The 18,721-nt window shown below is 36.6% G+C and carries 17 protein-coding genes and 1 pseudogene; 5 read left to right on the top strand and 13 right to left on the bottom strand.

All coding sequences use genetic code 11. From position 1 onward, the window contains the following. Positions 1–7: 7 nt before the first annotated feature. On the bottom strand, positions 8–1,096 hold the full coding sequence (locus FHY45_RS10940; protein ID WP_139891878.1) for a copper resistance D family protein: 1,089 nt from the start codon (positions 1,094–1,096) through the stop codon (positions 8–10). Between the two features lie 3 nt (positions 1,097–1,099). Beyond that, entirely contained in the window at positions 1,100–1,678 is a 579-nt protein-coding gene (locus FHY45_RS10935; protein WP_139891877.1) for a copper resistance CopC family protein, read from the bottom strand. A 226-nt stretch (positions 1,679–1,904) separates the two neighbouring features. On the opposite strand from FHY45_RS10935, the gene FHY45_RS10930 reads away from it, so the two are divergent. Further along, entirely contained in the window at positions 1,905–2,246 is a 342-nt protein-coding gene (locus FHY45_RS10930) for a hypothetical protein (RefSeq protein ID WP_066103545.1), read from the top strand. Between the two features lie 72 nt (positions 2,247–2,318). On the opposite strand, the gene fbp is transcribed toward FHY45_RS10930, so the two are convergent. Further along, positions 2,319–4,247 (bottom strand): fructose-1,6-bisphosphatase, encoded by a 1,929-nt coding sequence (fbp, locus tag FHY45_RS10925; RefSeq protein ID WP_066103543.1) that lies wholly within the window; start codon positions 4,245–4,247, stop codon positions 2,319–2,321. Positions 4,248–4,671: 424 nt separating this feature from the next. Here fbp and FHY45_RS10920 point away from each other — a divergent pair, with 424 nt between their 5' ends. Continuing rightward, entirely contained in the window at positions 4,672–5,409 is a 738-nt protein-coding gene (locus FHY45_RS10920; RefSeq protein WP_139891876.1) for a cyclase family protein, read from the top strand. 177 nt (positions 5,410–5,586) lie between these two features. Here the strand turns inward: FHY45_RS10920 and FHY45_RS10915 are convergent, their stop codons facing one another. The 5 genes and pseudogenes from FHY45_RS10915 to FHY45_RS10895 all read right to left on the bottom strand — a co-directional run bounded on the left by FHY45_RS10915 (position 5,587) and on the right by FHY45_RS10895 (position 9,773). Beyond that, positions 5,587–5,841, bottom strand: coding sequence for a sigma-G-dependent sporulation-specific acid-soluble spore protein CsgA (locus FHY45_RS10915; RefSeq protein ID WP_066103540.1), 255 nt, complete (start codon positions 5,839–5,841; stop codon positions 5,587–5,589). Positions 5,842–6,004: 163 nt separating this feature from the next. Continuing rightward, positions 6,005–7,624 (bottom strand): long-chain fatty acid--CoA ligase, encoded by a 1,620-nt coding sequence (locus tag FHY45_RS10910; protein WP_139891875.1) that lies wholly within the window; start codon positions 7,622–7,624, stop codon positions 6,005–6,007. A gap of 84 nt (positions 7,625–7,708) precedes the next feature. Beyond that, positions 7,709–8,850 (bottom strand): annotated as a pseudogene (locus FHY45_RS10905) (acyl-CoA dehydrogenase family protein). Between the two features lie 201 nt (positions 8,851–9,051). Continuing rightward, positions 9,052–9,342: a YxcD family protein gene (locus FHY45_RS10900; protein WP_066103535.1), complete on the bottom strand. Its 291-nt coding sequence runs from the start codon at positions 9,340–9,342 to the stop codon at positions 9,052–9,054. Next, positions 9,330–9,773 (bottom strand): hypothetical protein, encoded by a 444-nt coding sequence (locus FHY45_RS10895; protein ID WP_225983572.1) that lies wholly within the window; start codon positions 9,771–9,773, stop codon positions 9,330–9,332. Before FHY45_RS10895 ends, FHY45_RS10900 begins: the two co-directional genes overlap by 13 nt. A 250-nt stretch (positions 9,774–10,023) precedes the next feature. Between FHY45_RS10895 and FHY45_RS10890 the strand changes: the two genes are divergently transcribed. Continuing rightward, on the top strand, positions 10,024–10,899 hold the full coding sequence (locus tag FHY45_RS10890; RefSeq protein WP_139891874.1) for a phosphatase PAP2 family protein: 876 nt from the start codon (positions 10,024–10,026) through the stop codon (positions 10,897–10,899). A gap of 329 nt (positions 10,900–11,228) precedes the next feature. Here the strand turns inward: FHY45_RS10890 and FHY45_RS10885 are convergent, their stop codons facing one another. Next, a complete protein-coding gene (locus FHY45_RS10885) occupies positions 11,229–12,017 on the bottom strand; it encodes an SDR family oxidoreductase (RefSeq protein WP_066103531.1) in 789 nt (262 codons plus the stop codon). 152 nt (positions 12,018–12,169) lie between these two features. On the opposite strand from FHY45_RS10885, the gene FHY45_RS10880 reads away from it, so the two are divergent. Next, the gene (locus FHY45_RS10880) at positions 12,170–13,093 is read left to right on the top strand and encodes an NAD(P)/FAD-dependent oxidoreductase (RefSeq protein WP_139891873.1); all 924 of its coding nucleotides are present in this window, start codon (positions 12,170–12,172) and stop codon (positions 13,091–13,093) included. A gap of 184 nt (positions 13,094–13,277) precedes the next feature. Further along, positions 13,278–13,670 (top strand): DUF1648 domain-containing protein, encoded by a 393-nt coding sequence (locus tag FHY45_RS10875; protein ID WP_066103528.1) that lies wholly within the window; start codon positions 13,278–13,280, stop codon positions 13,668–13,670. 82 nt (positions 13,671–13,752) lie between these two features. Here FHY45_RS10875 and FHY45_RS10870 read toward each other — a convergent pair whose 3' ends face one another. The 4 genes from FHY45_RS10870 to mmsA form a co-directional block, all read right to left on the bottom strand. Further along, a complete protein-coding gene (locus FHY45_RS10870) occupies positions 13,753–14,793 on the bottom strand; it encodes an aldose epimerase family protein (protein ID WP_139891872.1) in 1,041 nt (346 codons plus the stop codon). 215 nt (positions 14,794–15,008) lie between these two features. Continuing rightward, a complete protein-coding gene (locus FHY45_RS10865; protein WP_066103523.1) occupies positions 15,009–15,992 on the bottom strand; it encodes an aldo/keto reductase in 984 nt (327 codons plus the stop codon). A 31-nt stretch (positions 15,993–16,023) separates the two neighbouring features. Continuing rightward, positions 16,024–17,187: a multiple monosaccharide ABC transporter permease gene (gene mmsB, locus FHY45_RS10860; protein ID WP_066103520.1), complete on the bottom strand. Its 1,164-nt coding sequence runs from the start codon at positions 17,185–17,187 to the stop codon at positions 16,024–16,026. Next, a complete protein-coding gene (mmsA, locus tag FHY45_RS10855) occupies positions 17,184–18,719 on the bottom strand; it encodes a multiple monosaccharide ABC transporter ATP-binding protein (RefSeq protein WP_066103518.1) in 1,536 nt (511 codons plus the stop codon). The genes mmsB and mmsA overlap by 4 nt, the downstream gene beginning before the upstream one ends. Positions 18,720–18,721 lie beyond the last annotated feature (2 nt).

Here is an 18,721-nt window from a genome sequence, read left to right as displayed (position 1 = left end):
TTCCCTTTTAACTAACACTCATGATCAAAGCCAAATAGCTTGAAAGGACAAAGAAGATACTAAGCACTAATGTGATCATTGATGAAGCTTTTTTAATAAACGCATAAAATAGCAAGGCTAAAAATAGAAAAGCAATAGTAATAAGTAAGATACTGATTGAATTTACACTCATCTGAACATCCATTCCTGAATAATACTGACCTTGATAAAAGAGTTCGAATAGAAAAGATAATCCTTCATGTTCCAATGTACCTGCACTTGGCGGTGATTGCTGGCTCATTGCAGCAGTTGCCGAAAAAATCAGTAGTGCTACTATACTTTCGGCTTTCACCCAGGGAACTGGATTAAAGGTTTCGTCCTCCCTTAACCTCCGTCGAATGAGTATGCCATTAACGAAAGCGTAGGCAAGCAGCACCATAATAAGAATATGTTTTATCAATAAAAATTGTCCATAATCAACCATCCAAGAATTTGGATATTGCGATAGATCTATAACAAATGTCATAAGGACTATTCCTGAAGCAGCTGTCACTAGGACACAACTAATTGCGATTGGGGTAAACCATCGCAAAAACTGCAGCCAATTCTCTTGATTTTTTGAGAACCAACTTATAACAAATAGAATACCAACCCAGACCGTTACAGCAGTAACATGCACAAAATGAGTTAAAAAACCGATGATCTGTTCCGATGTACTTGCATGACTGGACCAAGCAAGGCCCATAATCAAAAGAATGGTTAAAATACATCCAATCCAAGAGTATTTAGAATCTTCTCTTTGGTGAAATTTAGCAATAAACAGGAGTAAAATTAACATCACAATAGTTGTAAAAATCCATGCCTTGCCAATTTCGAACGTTAATAATACCGTTTGTATTCTCCCCTGCCAGTCTACTCTTTGCTGTAAGTTCAAGATTCGAATGAGTACGGGTGAAAAAGAAAATAATCCAACACCAATGGCAGCTAAGATCATATATTTCTTTCCTACAGATATGCTAGGCCGATGATGGTTTGGAACAATGGATAGAATAAAACTGCCCATTAATATGGAAAGACAAAGATATAGGGCAACTTCGCTAAAAATTACAGAGGACATTGTTTATTTTTTTCTCCTTAATGCAATAAAGGTGATTATAATAGTGACTATTAAAACACCGATAATAATAGGAACGAGATTGGATGATATATCATTTTCTGTTTGATCATTAGCAACATTTTCATTCGAATCCTGTTCATTTAAACCATCTTGATTTCCTTCATGATTTTCTACATTTTTACTCACTTGTTCTTCCTCATCGTTATTAGCTAGTGGAGATTCAGTCTCAGCAATTTTCACCTCGAATGAAAACTCCCCTTCCATTTGATGGCCATCTGCACTAATAATATTCCAATCAACAACATAATTTCCATTTATCAAACTAACAGGAATTGTTCCTGTAATTTCAGTGTCCGTGATCGTAATATTTTCAACTGAAACAGCTTGTTCCTTGGAATCCAATAGTTTAAAAGTACTGCCTTGTTCAATTTTCCCACTAAATATTAATGTTATTTCACGTAACTCTTCTGAAATAACTTCTCCGTCACTAGGTGTAGAACTCTCTAAATGAGAATGCGCAAAAGCATCAGGTACAAAAGAAACCATTAACAGTACTGCGATGATTAGTATAATTTTCTTCAAAACATTTCCCCCTGTTCGTAATTTCTTGAAATCAATTCTAATTATTGCAAAGTTTACATGTATCCCAAATAATAAGATAAGCGTATTCAGACTTATTTGTAAATTATAGATTACAATAGGTTTGATAATTTAAGGAACCCCTCACTATAATATAGGAAATAAAGAAAACAAAGAAGTCATTTACCTTTATTTAGAAGTCACACAATGAACAAGGAGATTATAAACTATGAAATATATTTGCCCCGTATGCGGTCATAAAGGGCTTGATGAACCCGCTTATTATGATTCCAAACAGTTACAAGTGGGTTCTTTTGAAATATGTTCTTGTTGCCGGTTCGAATATGGTGTAGATGATGATGTGGAATTGGAAAGCGGAGAATTTTTACCCGTAAGAGATGTACACAATATCTATCGTACAGTGTGGCTGAATTTAGACGCACATGTCGCCTCACCTTATTACTATCCAACTTACTGCCAAGAGAACGGGAAAGTGAAGCCAGAACATTTAGAAAAGCAATTAAAGAATATAGGTATAAACACATTTGGAAGACCGATACATGAAGTATAAAGTTAACCATATTGATTTTGCTGAAACAAAAAAACAGGAACACTGTTCCTGTTTTTTAAGTACAAGCTGCTATCAATCCATATAGCGATATTCCCTTAAACTATTTAATATTGAAATTTCCTGAATTATTTTCTCTCCAATATTGGTTTCTCTAACCTTTTTCCGTTTTAATTCTTTATCTACCAATCTTTTTATTGATAAAACATCTGTCCCGTTAAGTAAGACATCTTCCTTTGAATTAAAATGCTTATGGGCGACCAATTGCATACCGTAAGAATTATATAGCAATGTATATCCTGCTATGCCTGTAGTTGATTGGTATGCTTTGGAGAAACCTCCATCAATTACGATCATTTTTCCATTTGCCTTAACTGGATTTTCTCCCTCTATTTCTTTAACTGGTGTATGGCCATTTATGATATGACCTGTGTCAGGATCCAGATCAAAATCAGCTAGTATTTTGCGACAAATTTCTTCATTCTCGCGTAAATGATAGTATGGATTCTTTCTTTCTTTATGGGTTGACTTGTCCTTAATAAAGTACCTCTCAAAAGTTGTCATTTCTCTTTTTCCAAAGAGTGACGAATATTCTCCCGTCCATAAATACCAGACCATATCCGTCGCAAGATCACCCGACTCTTCAGGATGTGCAAAAGAATAACGTAAATATTGCTCAAAAACATCAAGTAACTCACGACCTGAATAGGTGTTATTATCGACGGTCATCTTCTCCATATTTCCTTCTTCATCTAAAGGAATACACCCATGTATTAATAGGTTCCCGTTATATTTTAAATAAAGGCTTCCTTTCTTCATAAGGAAATTCATATGTCTCGCGAGCTTTTCTGAATTCTGAACTGAGAATAATAACTTTTCCATAACCTGCTGTTCTTCCTCTAATAACTGTTCAGGCTGTTCGGGATTAACCGTGGCAAAGCAAGTGTTTTCAAGAGGGTAAGTCTCCCCATAAATCGTTATTTCATTTTTATCATAATCAATTTTCTCTAATAAAAGCCTATCTGACATATTAAAGCACGGACGTCTCTTTATTATAGGCATTTCGAGTTTGAATTGAATCATCGCAATTGCTTGATGAATTTTCGTTATTTGTAATTTTTCATGACTAGATAGTTTCTGATCTGAATGTACCTTTGGTCTGAAAGCCGGATTGTCATCATAGTATTTCTCAGCCAGAGTTAACAAAGGCCTCAAATTGATTCCATACACATCTTCAATAATATCGAGATTGTCATACCTTGCACAAATACGAATAATATTAGCAAGACAAACCAATGAACCAGAATAAGCACCTAGCCAAAGTACATCGTGGTTACCCCACTGAATATCAACCGAATGATAATTGATTAGAGTTTCCATGATTTTATCAGGTTCAGGTCCACGGTCATATATATCGCCAACAACATGAAGATGATCGACAACCAATCTCTGAGTTGTATAGGCAAGACCTGTTATGAGTTTATCAGCTTGGCCTAAGGAGATGATTTGCTCAACAATTTCATTATAATATTTTTCCTTATTTGCTTGATTCGTTTTGTACAGCAGTTCTTCGATAATAAATTCAAACTGCTTTGGCAATGCTTTTCTTAATTTCGAACGGGTATATTTGGATGAAGCATGAGAAATAAGTCTCATCATCCGCTCAATAATAACGATATACCATTGATTCAATTCTTCTTTATTATCAAATTGATTTTTAATTAACTTTAATTTCTCTTCAGGATAATAAACTAATGTCGCAAATTCATTAATTTCTTTTTCTAATAAAACATCTTGAAACAAGTCTTTGATTTTTTGTTTTACATTCCCGGAACCGTTTCTCAGTACATGTTGAAAAGCTTGATACTCCCCATGTAAATCACTGACAAAATGTTCTGTCCCCTTCGGTAGGTTAAGGATGGCTTCCAAATTAATAATTTCTGTTACTACTTTTTCTTCACAATCATATTTTTGGACGAGTAAGTCCAGGTATTTTGAATTCAAATATAAGTATCCCCTTTCGATATTTCTATCAATCTAATCGATTGGATCTAATTAATAAAAGGGGAAAGCGAATGCATTTGTAAATTCCCCGAATTAGCGAATATAGTAATTTAATTATAATTTATTTAACCAATAGTTGAATACAGATTTTTTAAATTTCTAATAGTAAAACCGTCACTGGTTTGCAATAATAACTTTGACCGGGATAAGTTTTTTAAGAATGAATAATTCTATTTCACTATTGGTAAAAATCATGCTCAATTCATTAACCATTCTCTTATCTGTAATGATATTAACTATTGCAAAAGTAATAAAAAATATCATACCTGATATTCTTTTTAAAGGGAGAGCTTGTTGCCGTTACACCTCTATGATAAAGTATATAATAATTATTTGAAAATTGAAAATTATGGAGGCTGAGTAGATGGTAAACAATCTGTTGCAGGTACTTAATATCTTGAAATCTAAGGAGTGGGTGGACCTCACTCATACATTTGGACCAGATTCCCCTCATTTCTTTATGTTTGATGACGCACAGATTGATACTTTATTTACTCATGAAGACGGATTCATGGCACAGCGTTATTCGTTCGCTGGTCAATATGGAACCCATATTGATCCTCCCATTCATTTCGTGCCAGACACCCGGTATTTGGACGAATTGGAACTAAAGGAGCTTGTGTTGCCCTTGATTGTGATTGACAAATCAAAAGAGGCGGCGAAGAATCCTGATTTCACACTCACCATCCATGATATTTTAGATTTTGAAACAGAACACGGAACAATTGAGGCAAATACATTTGTGGCTTTGCGCACCGACTGGAGCAAGCGATGGCCAGACAAAGAGGCCTTCTCCAACAAAGATGAGGAAGGCCATAATCATATCCCTGGCTGGGGCTATGAAGCGTTGAAATTTTTGTTTGAAGAACGAAGAATCAAAGCTATTGGCCATGAAACCTTTGACACCGATTCAGCTATTGACTTCCGTAAAAATGGGGAACTTAGAGGCGAATATTATGTACTTTCTCAGGATACGTATCAAATTGAACTCATGAAAAACCTGGACAAGTTGCCTCCTAAAGGAGCTATCATCTTTAATATCGTACCGAAACCTGAAAAAGCGTCAGGCTTCCCAGTACGTTCGTTCTCTATTTTGCCTTGATAGGACAAATATAAAAAAGGAGTTGCTATGCACCTCCTTTCTTCTTGAGCAATTTTTAGTAAATAAATCTTATATAGTGTCTCTGGAATAATTGAATCGTTCTGCCTTCTCCCTGAAACGTATGATGTCAGCAAAGCTTGATTTTGTAATCTTGAAGTCGTGCGAAATAAAAATTCTTCAAACAAACAACAACTCATAAATCTCATTTAAATGCTTGGATCGTTCTTCGTCCTGCTCTTGGTTTGAATAAGCAATGGCATTTTGTAAAACCCTATTTAGGTAGTGACTTTCACCCACTGATAAATCTCTGACAAACTGTTCTCCGCTGTCGTAATTTCCGTCAGAAATCATATTATAAATATGCTTGCCAACTTTGCTGTCCTCCGTATGTGCTGATAAAATTTCCTTCACATATCCTAATGACTGGTTCATAAAGTACACTCCTTAATGAATAGTAGTTATTCCTTTATTCTTTACAGGAGAGAACAAATCATACCAGCATTTACCGATTCATCCTTAGATTTATAAAGCAACCGCAATAAAAAGCCTAAACCATATCCTTGATGGTTTAGACTTCTCCCCTACCTATCCACTATTAGTTATTAGATACTCTCTCTTGAATCATTTCTCTCAATTTAGCCTTTAGAAATTTACCAACGGAGGTTTTCGGGATTTCATCCATAAAGATGATTTCATCTGGAATCCACCATTTTGCAAATTGCGGCTTAAGGAAGCTTTGAATCTCTTCTTCGGTAACCTTTCCATGAAATTCAGGCTTAAGAACTACACACCCGACCGGTCTTTCCTGCCATTCGGGATGCGGTATGGCTACGACACTTGCTTCAAATATCGCCTCATGAGCCATTAAGGCGTTTTCCAGATCAACAGATGAAATCCATTCACCGCCGCTCTTAATTAAATCCTTTGTTCGATCGACCAGCTTGATTGTGCCCTCTTCATCTACAGTTGCTATATCTCCAGTCAACAGCCATCCGTCTTTAAATGCCTCAGCAGTCCGTTCATCACGATAATATTCATCTGCAATCCAGTTGCCCCGTAACATCAGCTCACCCATATCCAATCCGTTCCAGTTCACTTCTCCTTCAGAGCCGACCACTTTCATTTCCAGGCCTGGTACAAGCAAGCCTTGCTTAGCTCTAATATCGAGCAGCTCTTCTTCCGGTAAGTCTAACTGATAGCTTTTCAGACGTGATACAGTTGCCAATGGTGCCGTTTCTGTCATTCCATAAGCATGTAGGAATGGTATTTTATATTTAATTTCAAATTGCTTAATCAATCCTTTTGGTGCAGCCGAGCCACCGCATAAAATAAATTCCAATGTGCTGGTATCATATGTACCTTTTTCAAGCTCCTGCAGGAGACCTAACCAAATTGTCGGCACACCAGCTGTTTTTGTCACACCTTCTGATTGGATAAATTCGGCTAATAATTTAGGATTAAATTGAGGTCCAGGCAGAACCTGAGTTGCTCCAAACCAGGTGGCCGCAAATGGCAATCCCCAGGCATTCACATGAAACATTGGCACAACAGGCATGACCACATCACGTTCAGAAACAGCCGTTGTATCTGCTAGGCCGAGTGCGAAGCTATGCAGCACAATCCCCCGGTGCGAATACAATACACCTTTTGGATTCCCAGTTGTTGCTGATGTATAGCACATTCCTGCTATTTCATTTTCATCTAAATCATTTATAAATGGAGTTTTCGGGTTGCCGACTGCTAGAAGTTCTTCATATGAATATGCGGGTTTAAGACTTGTTGAGGGTATTTCTGTCTGATCCGTCATAATGATATAGGCCTTGACGGTTGTCAGCGCTGGGGCGATTTTTTCTATTAGGGGTACAATATCTTCATCAATCAATAGTACCTTGTCTTCTGCATGATTAATAATATAGGTAATATGTTCTGCGGATAAACGAATATTAATGGTATGGACAACAGCTCCAATGCCAGGTACTGCAAAATATGCTTCGAGATGGCGATGGTGATTCCACGCCAGCGTACCGACTTTATCACCTCTTGATACATTCATTTTCTGGAGTACATCCGCCAGCCTTCTTGCCCTTTCACCGATCTCTTTGTACGTTAATCGCTGCACCTTATCATGAGTCCTTGATACCACTTCTTTCTTCGGAAATACTTTTTCAGCTCTTTCCAGCAAAGAATGTACAGTTAATGGCACGTGCATCATCATTATTACCCCTTCCTCCTATTAATTGAATATAGTACTCTTAAATCTCACCTGACCTTGAGTCCAATGCTAATTCACTTTCCCCCATTAAAGTCCAAGGTTCTTCGCAATGATCGTCTTCATAATTTCATTTGTACCGGCATAAATACTGGCAACCGGGGTATCCCTGAATCGTCTGGCAATCTTGTATTCTTCCATGTAGCCATATCCACCGTGTAGCTGCATGCATTCAACCGAGATGCGTTTAGACATATCTGTTAATTTCCACTTGGCCATTGAGACTTCTGCTACTATATTCTTCCCGGCTATATGATCTGCAATTAATTGATCAAGAAATACTCTTCCCATTTTTATGTCGGATGCGATTTCAGCCAGCTTAAACTTCGTATTTTGAAAATCACTGATTGATTTTCCGAATGCTTTCCTTGACTTAACATAATCGAGCGTCATCTGAAGCATATCCTCAGCAGCAACCTGAGCTGAAATAGCTACGATTAACCGTTCCTGCTGGAGCTTATCCATCATATACATAAAGCTTTCCCTGCTTCTCCCAACAAATTTCCCTTTGGTACGATACAATCCTCAAATAGGAGCTCCGCTGTATCCTGGCAATGCATACCCACTTTTTCTAGTTTACGTCCTCTTGAGAAGCCTTCCATATCTCTTTCGACAACAAGCAGGCTTATTCCTTTATGCTTGGGTATAGCATGTAAATCCGTTTTACAAGCTACAATGATGAGGTCTGCGTGGATTCCGTTCGTAATGAAGGTCTTCTGTCCATTTAAAATATAATGGTCCTCTTTTAATTCTGCGTATGTAGATAAGGAAGCAAGATCAGAGCCTGCACCTGGTTCTGTCATGGCAATAGCTGTGATGATTTCCCCGCTGACACATTTGGGAAGCCATTTCTCCTTTTGTTCTTTCGTACCATAGGCGTTAATATACGGCACAACAATATCATTATGGAGACCAATCCCGATTGTACCGGAACCAAGGCGCTCGAGTTCTTCATTAATGACAACTGATATACCCCAATCCGTTTCCAAGCCGCCATATTGCTCTGGTAAATCCGGGCATAAATATCCCTCTTGACCAAGCTTGGACCAAAATTCCCTTGGAATCAGTTTCTCTTTCTCCCACTGGTCATAGTATGGATACGCCTCTTTTTTTAGAAACTTTCTAAAGGATTTTCTAAATATGTCATGCTCTTCATTTAAATAAGGATGCATCTTTTATTTCCTCCTATATGTATGTAAGCGCTTAAATAATTTCTTATGCTTTTTATATTAGCGACCAATATGTATAAAGTCACGAACATTTTTATAATTTTCTAAAAATACGTAACAGTCCCAGTCAATTGATGAATAGACTGATTATAAGCTAATCATTTTAAATAATAAAAAAAGAGGCCTAAGCCTCTTTTCATACTTTTATTGAACGTAGGCAATAATGCCTTCCTCGTCATCTAATTCAAGTTCAATAGCTGCAGCAAATGGATCCATATTCAGCTCATGCTCAATATAAAAACGCAGTGCTTCAATCATGTTTGCGGTGATTAGAATTTGGGATCTTCCATTAACATGTGCTTCTGCGGAGAACCCATATTTATCGTCATACAATAATTCAATTTCAACTTGTTCAGGATTGACTTGCTTTTTAGCTGCGATATAAACACAAAGTGAATTAATAATCTCATTCTCTGAAATTTTTATTGTCTCCACGTTCCGTCAACCTCTTTTCGTGGACGGTTACTACGTGTAAAGATTTTTTTGATTAAAGCAACAATCAGCAAAATTGCAAGTACATTCAATAATAAACCAAGTACGGATCCCATGGCACCCATATTAGCTAGCAAACCGCCGAATAATAAACCGGCAATACCGCCAAGCATCATACTTTTCATGAATCCACCTTTATTAAATGAATTTGTTTTAGTTGCTTTGGCATTGCTGTTTGTTGTTGATTTTTGCTTATTAACTGTTGAATTGTTTTGGTTGAAATTAGATTGGTTATTATTTGAATTGAACGATTTTTTACCTGAACGGTATGATTTTGCACTAACCTCGTGTGAAGTTCCTACAAACGCATGTTCAGCCACCGGTGCAAATACAAAGGTAACCAACATAAAAGCAGTTAACATTTTCTTTAACAAAGTAATTCCTCCTGTAATTCTAGTAGTCAGGCTTAGTTTCCCATATTTGTATTTACGAATCAAGTTTTAAGAAGTTTCATTGTTTTTCATTTTTCTTCAAAATTTATATAGATTTTTATAAAATTTGTAAGCTTATCATTCAATTCAAATAAAATATGTAAAAATTGGACCCTTTTTACTATTCCTACAATTCAAAACGTTATAATATATACACTATGAATATATTGAATCAGGAAGGGAACGTCTGTATATGTATCAATCTATGTTTACGATTGCTATCACCATCACGATTATGACGGTTTTTTTAGTTATTATCCTATCAAAGCGTAACCCTTTCATCGTATTTAAGATTTTATGGGATAGCCGAAAGAACAAAAAATCATTGATTCATTTTGCATTACTTGGGACTATACTTTTAATCAATAAACTGGAATTGCAAATAGAGAGCAATTTTATTCATATCAGGGACTATTCTCATATTATTCAGCAGTATGAAGGGCAATTACTGGCTAATTTCCAAAACCTATTGTATAATGTTTGGTTAACAGAAATCACAACTTTTTTCTACATCATTATATTTGTCACTTTGATTTCAACATCATTTGTCCTCTATTTCATCCAACAAAACAAGCAATTATTCTATACATTTATTTATGCCGTTGGGCTGAATTATCTTATTGCCATACCCTTTTATCTTTTTTTACCTGTTAATGAGGTATGGTATGTCCATTCTCAGGTACACTTTTTAATCCCGGAAGTTTATCCGGACTTTGAGACTCAATATCGGAATGTATCAGGATTGAATAACTGTTTCCCAAGCCTGCATAACTCGATTTCACTGACTTTATTATTCTTAAGCTATAAGTCGAACAATAAGCCTTTTAAATGGTTTATGACTGGCAGTGTGGGAATAATCATGTTCTCCACTATTTATCTTGGCATACACTGGCTGACAGATATGGCTGCAGGAGTACTTCTTGCTATTACAGCCTTTACGATGGCCAATTTGATCTCTATATTGGTAAGTAAGTCTGCGCGAATGGAAGGGAAAATGACACCCAACCTGCTTTTCATCAAAAATAAAACCGTATCTTCAAAGATTAAATCCGAAAAGCAAGCGAACTAATGTTGAATTATCAACCTAATAGGACTTTAAAGTCTTATTCGAAGAGACACCTAAAATTTCCGCTTCTTTATCAGGAAAAGAAAAATCATAGATTAAATCTTATTAAAAAGGAACCATATAAAAGCGGCATCGTTGTTGACGATGCCGTTCAAAATTATTAATGGTTTTCATATAAAGTTCCAAAGAGATTCATTAGAATAACCACTTGCTATGCTGAATAAATTCAAAAAAATATAAAGCGAATACACAATTATTTATTTCAATAAATCTCCTCATTCAATCTCTATCTTTTACAAATGGACGGGTATTCTTTCAAACTCTAATAGAAATTAAATTCCCTTCACTTTTCCACCATCGACTAATAATACTTGTCCGGTTACATACGTATTGAGCATTGATAACAGAAATACTGCATAGTTAGCAAATTCCTCTGGTTCTCCGTATCGGCCAAGCGGAATTTGCTTTTGTGCATTTTCTTTTACTTCATCTATGGATAACCCTTGACGCTCGGCTGTTTTTTCATCCAAATAGGTTATCCTACCTGTGGATATAACACCAGGTGCAATCGTATTTATTAAGATATGGTCCTGAGCAAATTCAGATGCTAATGTTTTCGTTAAACCGGTAATACCAAGGCGGAATGTATTGGATAACAGCAATCCCTGAATTGGTTCCTTAACAGAAATAGAAGCCATATTAAGAATCCTTCCACCCTGATCTTTCATATAAGGATACACTTCTCGAATCATTCGAACATAGCTTAATAAATTCAATTCAAACGAGTTCTGCCAGTCCTCATCAGATAATTCCATAAATGTCCCTGCCGGCGGTCCTCCTGCATTATTGAGTAGAATATCAATTGTTCCAAACTCTTGCACCGTTTTCCTTACCAAGTCCTTAATTTGTTCAGGCCTTGTAATGTCAACTTCACAATAGACAACCCTGCTTTTTTTGTTTAAAGGGATTAGTTCATTTGCCACTTTTTCTAACTTGTTTGCATGTCTGCCAGTTATCATCACATTTGCGCCCTCTTCCACTAACTTTTGCGCAATAGCTTTTCCTAAACCTTGACTAGATGCAACCACTAACGCGTTTTTTCCTGCTAATTTAAGATCCAATCGTTCAACCTCCATTCTTATTCGGATATCTAATTTTTACATTTCGACCAATTGTTTGTCAAAATACAGTATGAATGGGTATAGAAGGGTATAATATCTTATTTCATCCTGATACTAAGGGATGACGTTAAGCAGGAGGCAATGGTACTACTATGAGAAATTCTTGGGAATGTATTGTTATAGGTGGAGGTATTGCCGGCACTCAGGCGGCAATACAAATGGGCAGAAGCCAAATTAATTGTTTAGTTATTGATTCTAAGGAAGCAGGACGGTCTAATTTATGTAAGGATTATCGAAATATCATCGGATGGCCTGAAGGCGTCAGTGGTGAAGAATTACGAAAAAAAGGACAGCAGCAAGCATCTGAAACAGGAGTTACATTCATCAAATCTGATGTGAAGCAAATATCTAAAAGAGATGATGAATTTTTGGTAACGACTGATAACGAAACGTATCAAACCAAGACTATTTTACTGGCTACAGGCGTTACCGATCGGATACCTGATATCCCCAATATAAGAGAGTGCTTGGGCAGCACCATTTATATATGCACAGATTGTGATGGCTACGAAGCGATGGATAAAAAAATTATTGTGATGGGTGCTGGTGATCCAGGTGCCAATCTTGCAGTATCTTTATTAAATTGGACGGATGTTATAACCTATATCAATCATGAGAAAACACCTGTCTCAGCGGACATTCTATCTAAACTTAACCAACATCATATTACGTACTTAGAAGAGGAAATAGAATCTGTGTCAAAAGAATCAGAGGACTTTTTTACAGGCGTCCATTTAAAAAATGGTGAATCCCTGCAAGCTGATCGAGCTTTTATCGGCTTTGGCGGCAATAAAGTTCATACAGAATTGGCCAGTCAAATTGGTGTTCATATAGAGAATAACAGACATATTAAAGTGGATGCACGAACAAAAGAAACCAATGTTAAAAATGTATGGGCAGCGGGAGATATTGTATCGCACTCCGAACAGGCCACGATTGCCATGGGGGATGCGACACAGGCGGCCATTTGGATCAATAAGCGATTAATGGAATACAAACGAAAAGGATTGTTGTAGACCAGTATATTGGTTATTTTAGAAAGAGAGAGCGGATATTAAACCCCGCTCTCTCTTTGTTTTGTTTATTTAAAGATAATGGTTGCCAAAGTTTTCAGTACTTTGTAGGATTCTCGTATAGTTGCATTACGTTTATTTGGTTATATGGTAAAATTAGGTTATCTATTTTAAAAGGAGGGCGTAAATGGTCAAGCATCCCATCGAAAACAAAAAAACATTATTTGAATTTAGTTTTAATATAGTATCTTTAATCCTACTTATAATCATTTTTGTATACATAATGATTAGATGGTCAGATATACCCAATAGTATTCCTATGACATTCGATTCGAACGGTCATGTTTCACATTGGGGGGAGAAAAAAAGCATTTTAGCTCTTCCGTTCTTCGGATTATTAATTTGGTTTGTATTCAATTTCATTGAAAAGGATCCGCATAATATTAACCTACCTTTGTATCGAAATGACGATAAATCGAAAGAGTTAAAATACAATAGAATTCTCGTAAATGCAATTAAAAATGGCATTGTAATTTGTTTTGTCATAGCTAACTGGAGAATTATCCTATCGGTTTTGTAATAAGCAGAGACACAAAAAGAGGACCCAATCTTAAAGGTCCTCGTCTAATCCATTAAAAGCATCACTCTCTTTAAACATAGCCTTATTTAAAAATATATCTCGTATGCGCTTGATATACATCATCTTTTTTAAGTGTGACCGGAGGGAAATCAGGTTGGTTAATAGCATCTGGGAATCCCTGTGTTTCCAAACATATAGCCATATGATGATGCGGACGGACACCCCTGATTTCATAATCCCCTTCCGATTGATTGCAAGTATAAATAACAACGGCTGGTTGGTCCGTTTCCACTAATAATTTACGTCCACTCTCAGGATCGTATAATTCTATTTCTCTATTAAAATTGGAATCCAAAACGAACGGATGGTCAAAGCCATTGCCTGCTAACTCATTTTGTTTGTAGCCACTATCGACACCTTGAGAAATCGGCTTGCTATTCGTAAAATCAAACGGTGTTCCCTCGACAGGAATTAATCGACCAGTCGGAATAGAATCTTCCTTAAGCTCAATATATCGACTGCTTTCGAGCTGTAATTCGTGATTTTTGATTGTTTTGCTCAAGTCACCACTTAAATTAAAATATGTATGATTCGTTAAATTGATGATCGTATCTTCATCGGTGGTAGCTTTATAGCGAATATCAAGCTGATTGTTTTCATTTACTAAATAAGTCGTTGTAACCTCTACCTTGCCAGGGAATCCTTCTTCTCCTGCTTTACTTGTATAGCTGAATTCAACCCCAACAGCATCCTTTTCTTCTACTACTTTATAATCCCAAAGAACATGGCTAAACCCCTTAACCCCTCCATGCAGGTGGTTATCCCCCTCGTTTTTAGTGATCTGGTAGGACTTCCCGTTAAGAGTGAACTGACTATTTGCGATTCGTCCTGCAATTCTGCCGACAACCGCTCCAAAATAAGGTGAATGATTCTCGTAATCTTCCATACAATCAAACCCCAATACGACATTCTCCATATTTCCCTCACGGTCAGGAGCAATAATATCTGTAATCACACAACCATAATTTATAAAACGAACGGTAAATCCTGATTTATTAGTAATTGAAAATTGCACAACTTCCTGATTCTCAATTTCACCAAATACCTTCTGTTCAATTTGCATGTACTTTCTCTCCTTATCATATAGAGGTGTAACCTAATTTTATATTTTGTATGTATTCCTTCACAACAAACGTGATTGAAAACGCTATTATTAGTCTATTTAAGAAGATATAAATTGTGCAAATAAACAGGCATTAGAAAATATATAAATCTCTAATACCTGCTCCTTTTTTATTGATTATCTATTAATCGTTTCAATCTCCCGTTTAACTGGCATTAATAAGGTCCGCGAATATAATCATGTACTTCATTCATATAAAACGTTTGCAGCCTATCTAACTCTTCTTTTGAAAAGGATTTAGTTTGAATCGCCTTTAAATTTTGGTCAACTTGTTGCGCATTTTTAAAACCAGGTATTGCACATGTAATTTCTTCATGGTCCAGAATCCATCGTAAAGCTGAATTAGCCATGGTACCTCTTCCATCCGCAATCCAGGAAAGCTGATTGCTAAGCTCAACTCCTTTTGAAAACTCAAGTCCTGCAAATGTTTCACCAACATTAAATTTTTCTCCATTTGCATTAAAGCTACGGTGATCATTTTCTTCAAATTTTGTTTGGGTGCTGAATTTTCCTGTTAGCAAACCACTGGCCAGTGGTACGCGGGCTAATATACCAACCCCCTGTTTTTTAGCTGTCGGGAAGAGTTCTTCAAGCGGTTTTTGCCGGAATATATTGAAAATGACCTGTAATGCTCTGACACCTGGAATGGTAAGACAGAATAAACCTTCTTCAACAGTCTCTACGCTCACGCCATAATGGCGAATTTTCCCTTCCTGCTGAAGCTTATCCAGCACAGTAAATACATCCGTATTCTTTAAAATATGTAAGGGCGGACAATGAATTTGATATAGGTCAATCCGTTCGCGGCCAAGCCTTTTGAGACTGCCCTCACAATATGCCCGAATTGCCTCTTCCGAATATGTATCTGGATCATGAATATCACCGGCTCGACAAAATTTCGTAGCAATATGGATCGTATCCTCTTTGCCTTTCGTCGCTTCCCTTAACAGTTCTTCGCTTCTACCACTTCCGTATACATCCGCCGTATCAAAGAAGTTAACTCCATTCTCCATAGCGCGATTTAAACCAAGAAGAGCATCCTGGGTATCAGCCTTTCCCCAATCACCGCCAATTCCCCATGTCCCAAAACTAATCTCACTTACAGATAAATCGGTATTGCCAAGTCTGCGATAATTCACTTTCCAAACACCTCTTTTTGTTAAAATAAACTTACGATGATTTATTTTTATTATACACGTCAAACCCTACAGCTAGCAACAATACCAGTCCTTTAATTGTCTGTTGATAATCCACGCCTAAGCCAATTAACGACATACCATTGTTTAATACACCCATTACCAAACCACCAACGACAGCGCCTATAACAGTCCCTATACCGCCATATGCGGATGCCCCGCCAATAAAGACCGCAGCGATCGCATCCAATTCAAAAGAGTTACCCGCTTTAGGAGTTGCTGCATTCAACCGAGCTGCAAATAATAATCCTGATAAGGCAGATAATACACCCATGTTTACAAATACCCAGAAGGTAAGCCATTTTGTTTTAATACCTGATAATTTTGCTGCTTTTTCATTACCGCCAAGCGCATATAAATGTCGACCAGGGACTGTTTTATTTGTAAAGAATGAGTAAGCAACAATTAATACAACTAAAATCACCAAAATATTAGGAATACCTTCATATGAAGCTAGGAAATAAGCAAATATATTCATTACTGCTACTATAAATACCAGTTTTAAAGCAAATAACCACATTGGAAGTACTTCAAAATTGTAAGACTGTTGTTTTTTACGCTTTCTAAATTCACTCCATAATAGTACGAGAGAGATTAAAACTCCGACAATCATAGTCAGTAAATCTAATTCTCCTGTTTTATTCAGCCCCGGTATAAACCCTGTACTCATTTGGCGGAAGGACTCAGGAAACGGAGCAATGGATTGCCCATTGAGAACAAGCATAGTAAGTCCGCGGAAAATCAGCATCCCTGCGAGTGTAACGATAAATGCTGGGATTTTAAGGAATGCAACCCAAAATCCATGCCAAGCTCCTATTAAAGCTCCTATAATAAGACAAAGAATGACAGATAACCAAACCGGCATGTTCATTTCAATCATAAATATCGCTGACATAGCTCCAACAAAGGCTACAATCGAACCAACGGAAAGATCGATATGCCCCAATATAATGACCAACAACATCCCGATTGCTAAAACAAGAATATAACTATTTTGCAGAATAAGATTTGTAATATTAAGAGGTTTTAGTAATATGCCATCCGTTAATACTTGAAATAGCACCATGATAAAGATCAGAGCCAATACCATTCCATACTGTCTTATATTATTTTTCAATAAACTAGTCAGTGTTTTCACAGCTGTTCCACCCCTGTTCTGGTCATGTATTTCATAATTTTTTCTTGTGAAGCTTCATTCCGATCAAATTCTGCGGTAAATGTGCCCTCACGCATGACATAAATTCTGTCGCATATTCCTAATATCTCAGGCAGTTCTGATGAAATGACCAATACTCCCATTCCTTTGTCGGCCAATTCATTAATAATAGAATAAATTTCATACTTTGCCCCAACGTCAATCCCACGTGTTGGTTCATCCAAAATCAAGATTTCCGGTTCAGCAAAAATCCACTTGCTTAACACGACTTTTTGTTGATTTCCTCCACTTAGATTCATTGCTTTTTGTAAGATACTTGGGCTCTTTATATTCATTTTTTTGCGATATTGCTCTGCTTCAATAATTTCCTGATTATCATTTACAACTAGTTTTTGAGATATTTTACCCAGATTTGCCAATGTGATATTCGTTTTAATATCTTCTTCCAATACAAGTCCATATGATTTACGGTCTTCAGTTACGTAAGCAATGCCATTATCGATTGCTTGTGTAATATTTTTCAGCTTCAGTTCTTTTCCCTTTTTAATTATTTGGCCTGAGATTTTTTTACCATAAGCCTTTCCAAACAAACTCATCGCCAGCTCGGTTCTCCCAGCTCCCATTAATCCGGCTATGCCAATAATTTCACCGCTTTTTATTTGGAAACTTACATCATCAACCACGTTACGATCGGAATTGTTTTCATCCTGAACTGTCCAGTTTTTCACTTCTAATATGGTTTCTCCGATATTTGGTGTGTGTTCAGGATACCGATTCGTTAAGTCACGTCCTACCATCCCCTTAATGATTCGGTCCTCCGTGACACCTTTTTTCATATCAAGAGTTTCGATAGTTTTACCATCACGAAGGATGGTTATCGAATCGGCCACCTTTGCAATCTCATTTAATTTATGAGAGATTATTATGGAGGTCATTCCTTGTTTCTTAAATTCAAGCATTAAATTTAAGAGATTTTCACTATCATTCTCATTTAAAGCTGCAGTTGGTTCATCTAATATAAGTAATTTCACTTTCTTGGATAATGCCTTTGCTATTTCAACTAATTGTTGCTTTCCTACACCCAGTTGATTAACCGGTGTATTCGGTGATTCATTTAACCCAACAATTTTCAGTAAGTCTAATGTTTTTACAATTGTTTCATTAAAATTTATGATTCCATGTTTTGTTTGTTCATTGCCTATAAATATATTTTCAGAGATAGATAGATAAGGGATTAAAGCCAATTCTTGATGGATAATTACAATGCCTAGATTTTCACTTTGCTTAATATTTTTAAATTCACACACTTCTCCATTAAATAAGATATCTCCTGAATAAGTGCCATGTGGGTACACTCCACTCAATACTTTCATTAAAGTAGATTTACCAGCTCCATTTTCTCCGCAAAGGGCGTGGATTTCGCCTTCTTTAATTTTTAAATTCACATGGTCAAGAGCTTTTACCCCAGGGAATGTCTTCGTGATATTTTTCATTTCTAATAAAATTGATGACACGC

The organism is Bacillus sp. D386, assembly GCF_006346415.1.
The sequence above is the reverse complement of the archived record's forward strand: the minus strand, read 5'-3'. Positions and strand labels throughout refer to the sequence as shown.

Bases quoted from the DNA above. Each gene is read 5' to 3' on its own strand.
- FHY45_RS10940 (WP_139891878.1), bottom strand. From the start codon at position 1,096: ATGTCCTCTGTAATTTTTAGCGAAGTTGCCCTATATCTTTGTCTTTCC.
- FHY45_RS10930 (WP_066103545.1), top strand. From the start codon at position 1,905: ATGAAATATATTTGCCCCGTATGCGGTCATAAAGGGCTTGATGAACCC.
- FHY45_RS10920 (WP_139891876.1), top strand. From the start codon at position 4,672: ATGGTAAACAATCTGTTGCAGGTACTTAATATCTTGAAATCTAAGGAG.
- FHY45_RS10915 (WP_066103540.1), bottom strand. From the start codon at position 5,841: ATGAACCAGTCATTAGGATATGTGAAGGAAATTTTATCAGCACATACG.
- FHY45_RS10910 (WP_139891875.1), bottom strand. From the start codon at position 7,624: ATGATGATGCACGTGCCATTAACTGTACATTCTTTGCTGGAAAGAGCT.
- FHY45_RS10890 (WP_139891874.1), top strand. From the start codon at position 10,024: ATGTATCAATCTATGTTTACGATTGCTATCACCATCACGATTATGACG.
- FHY45_RS10880 (WP_139891873.1), top strand. From the start codon at position 12,170: ATGAGAAATTCTTGGGAATGTATTGTTATAGGTGGAGGTATTGCCGGC.
- FHY45_RS10875 (WP_066103528.1), top strand. From the start codon at position 13,278: ATGGTCAAGCATCCCATCGAAAACAAAAAAACATTATTTGAATTTAGT.
- FHY45_RS10870 (WP_139891872.1), bottom strand. From the start codon at position 14,793: ATGCAAATTGAACAGAAGGTATTTGGTGAAATTGAGAATCAGGAAGTT.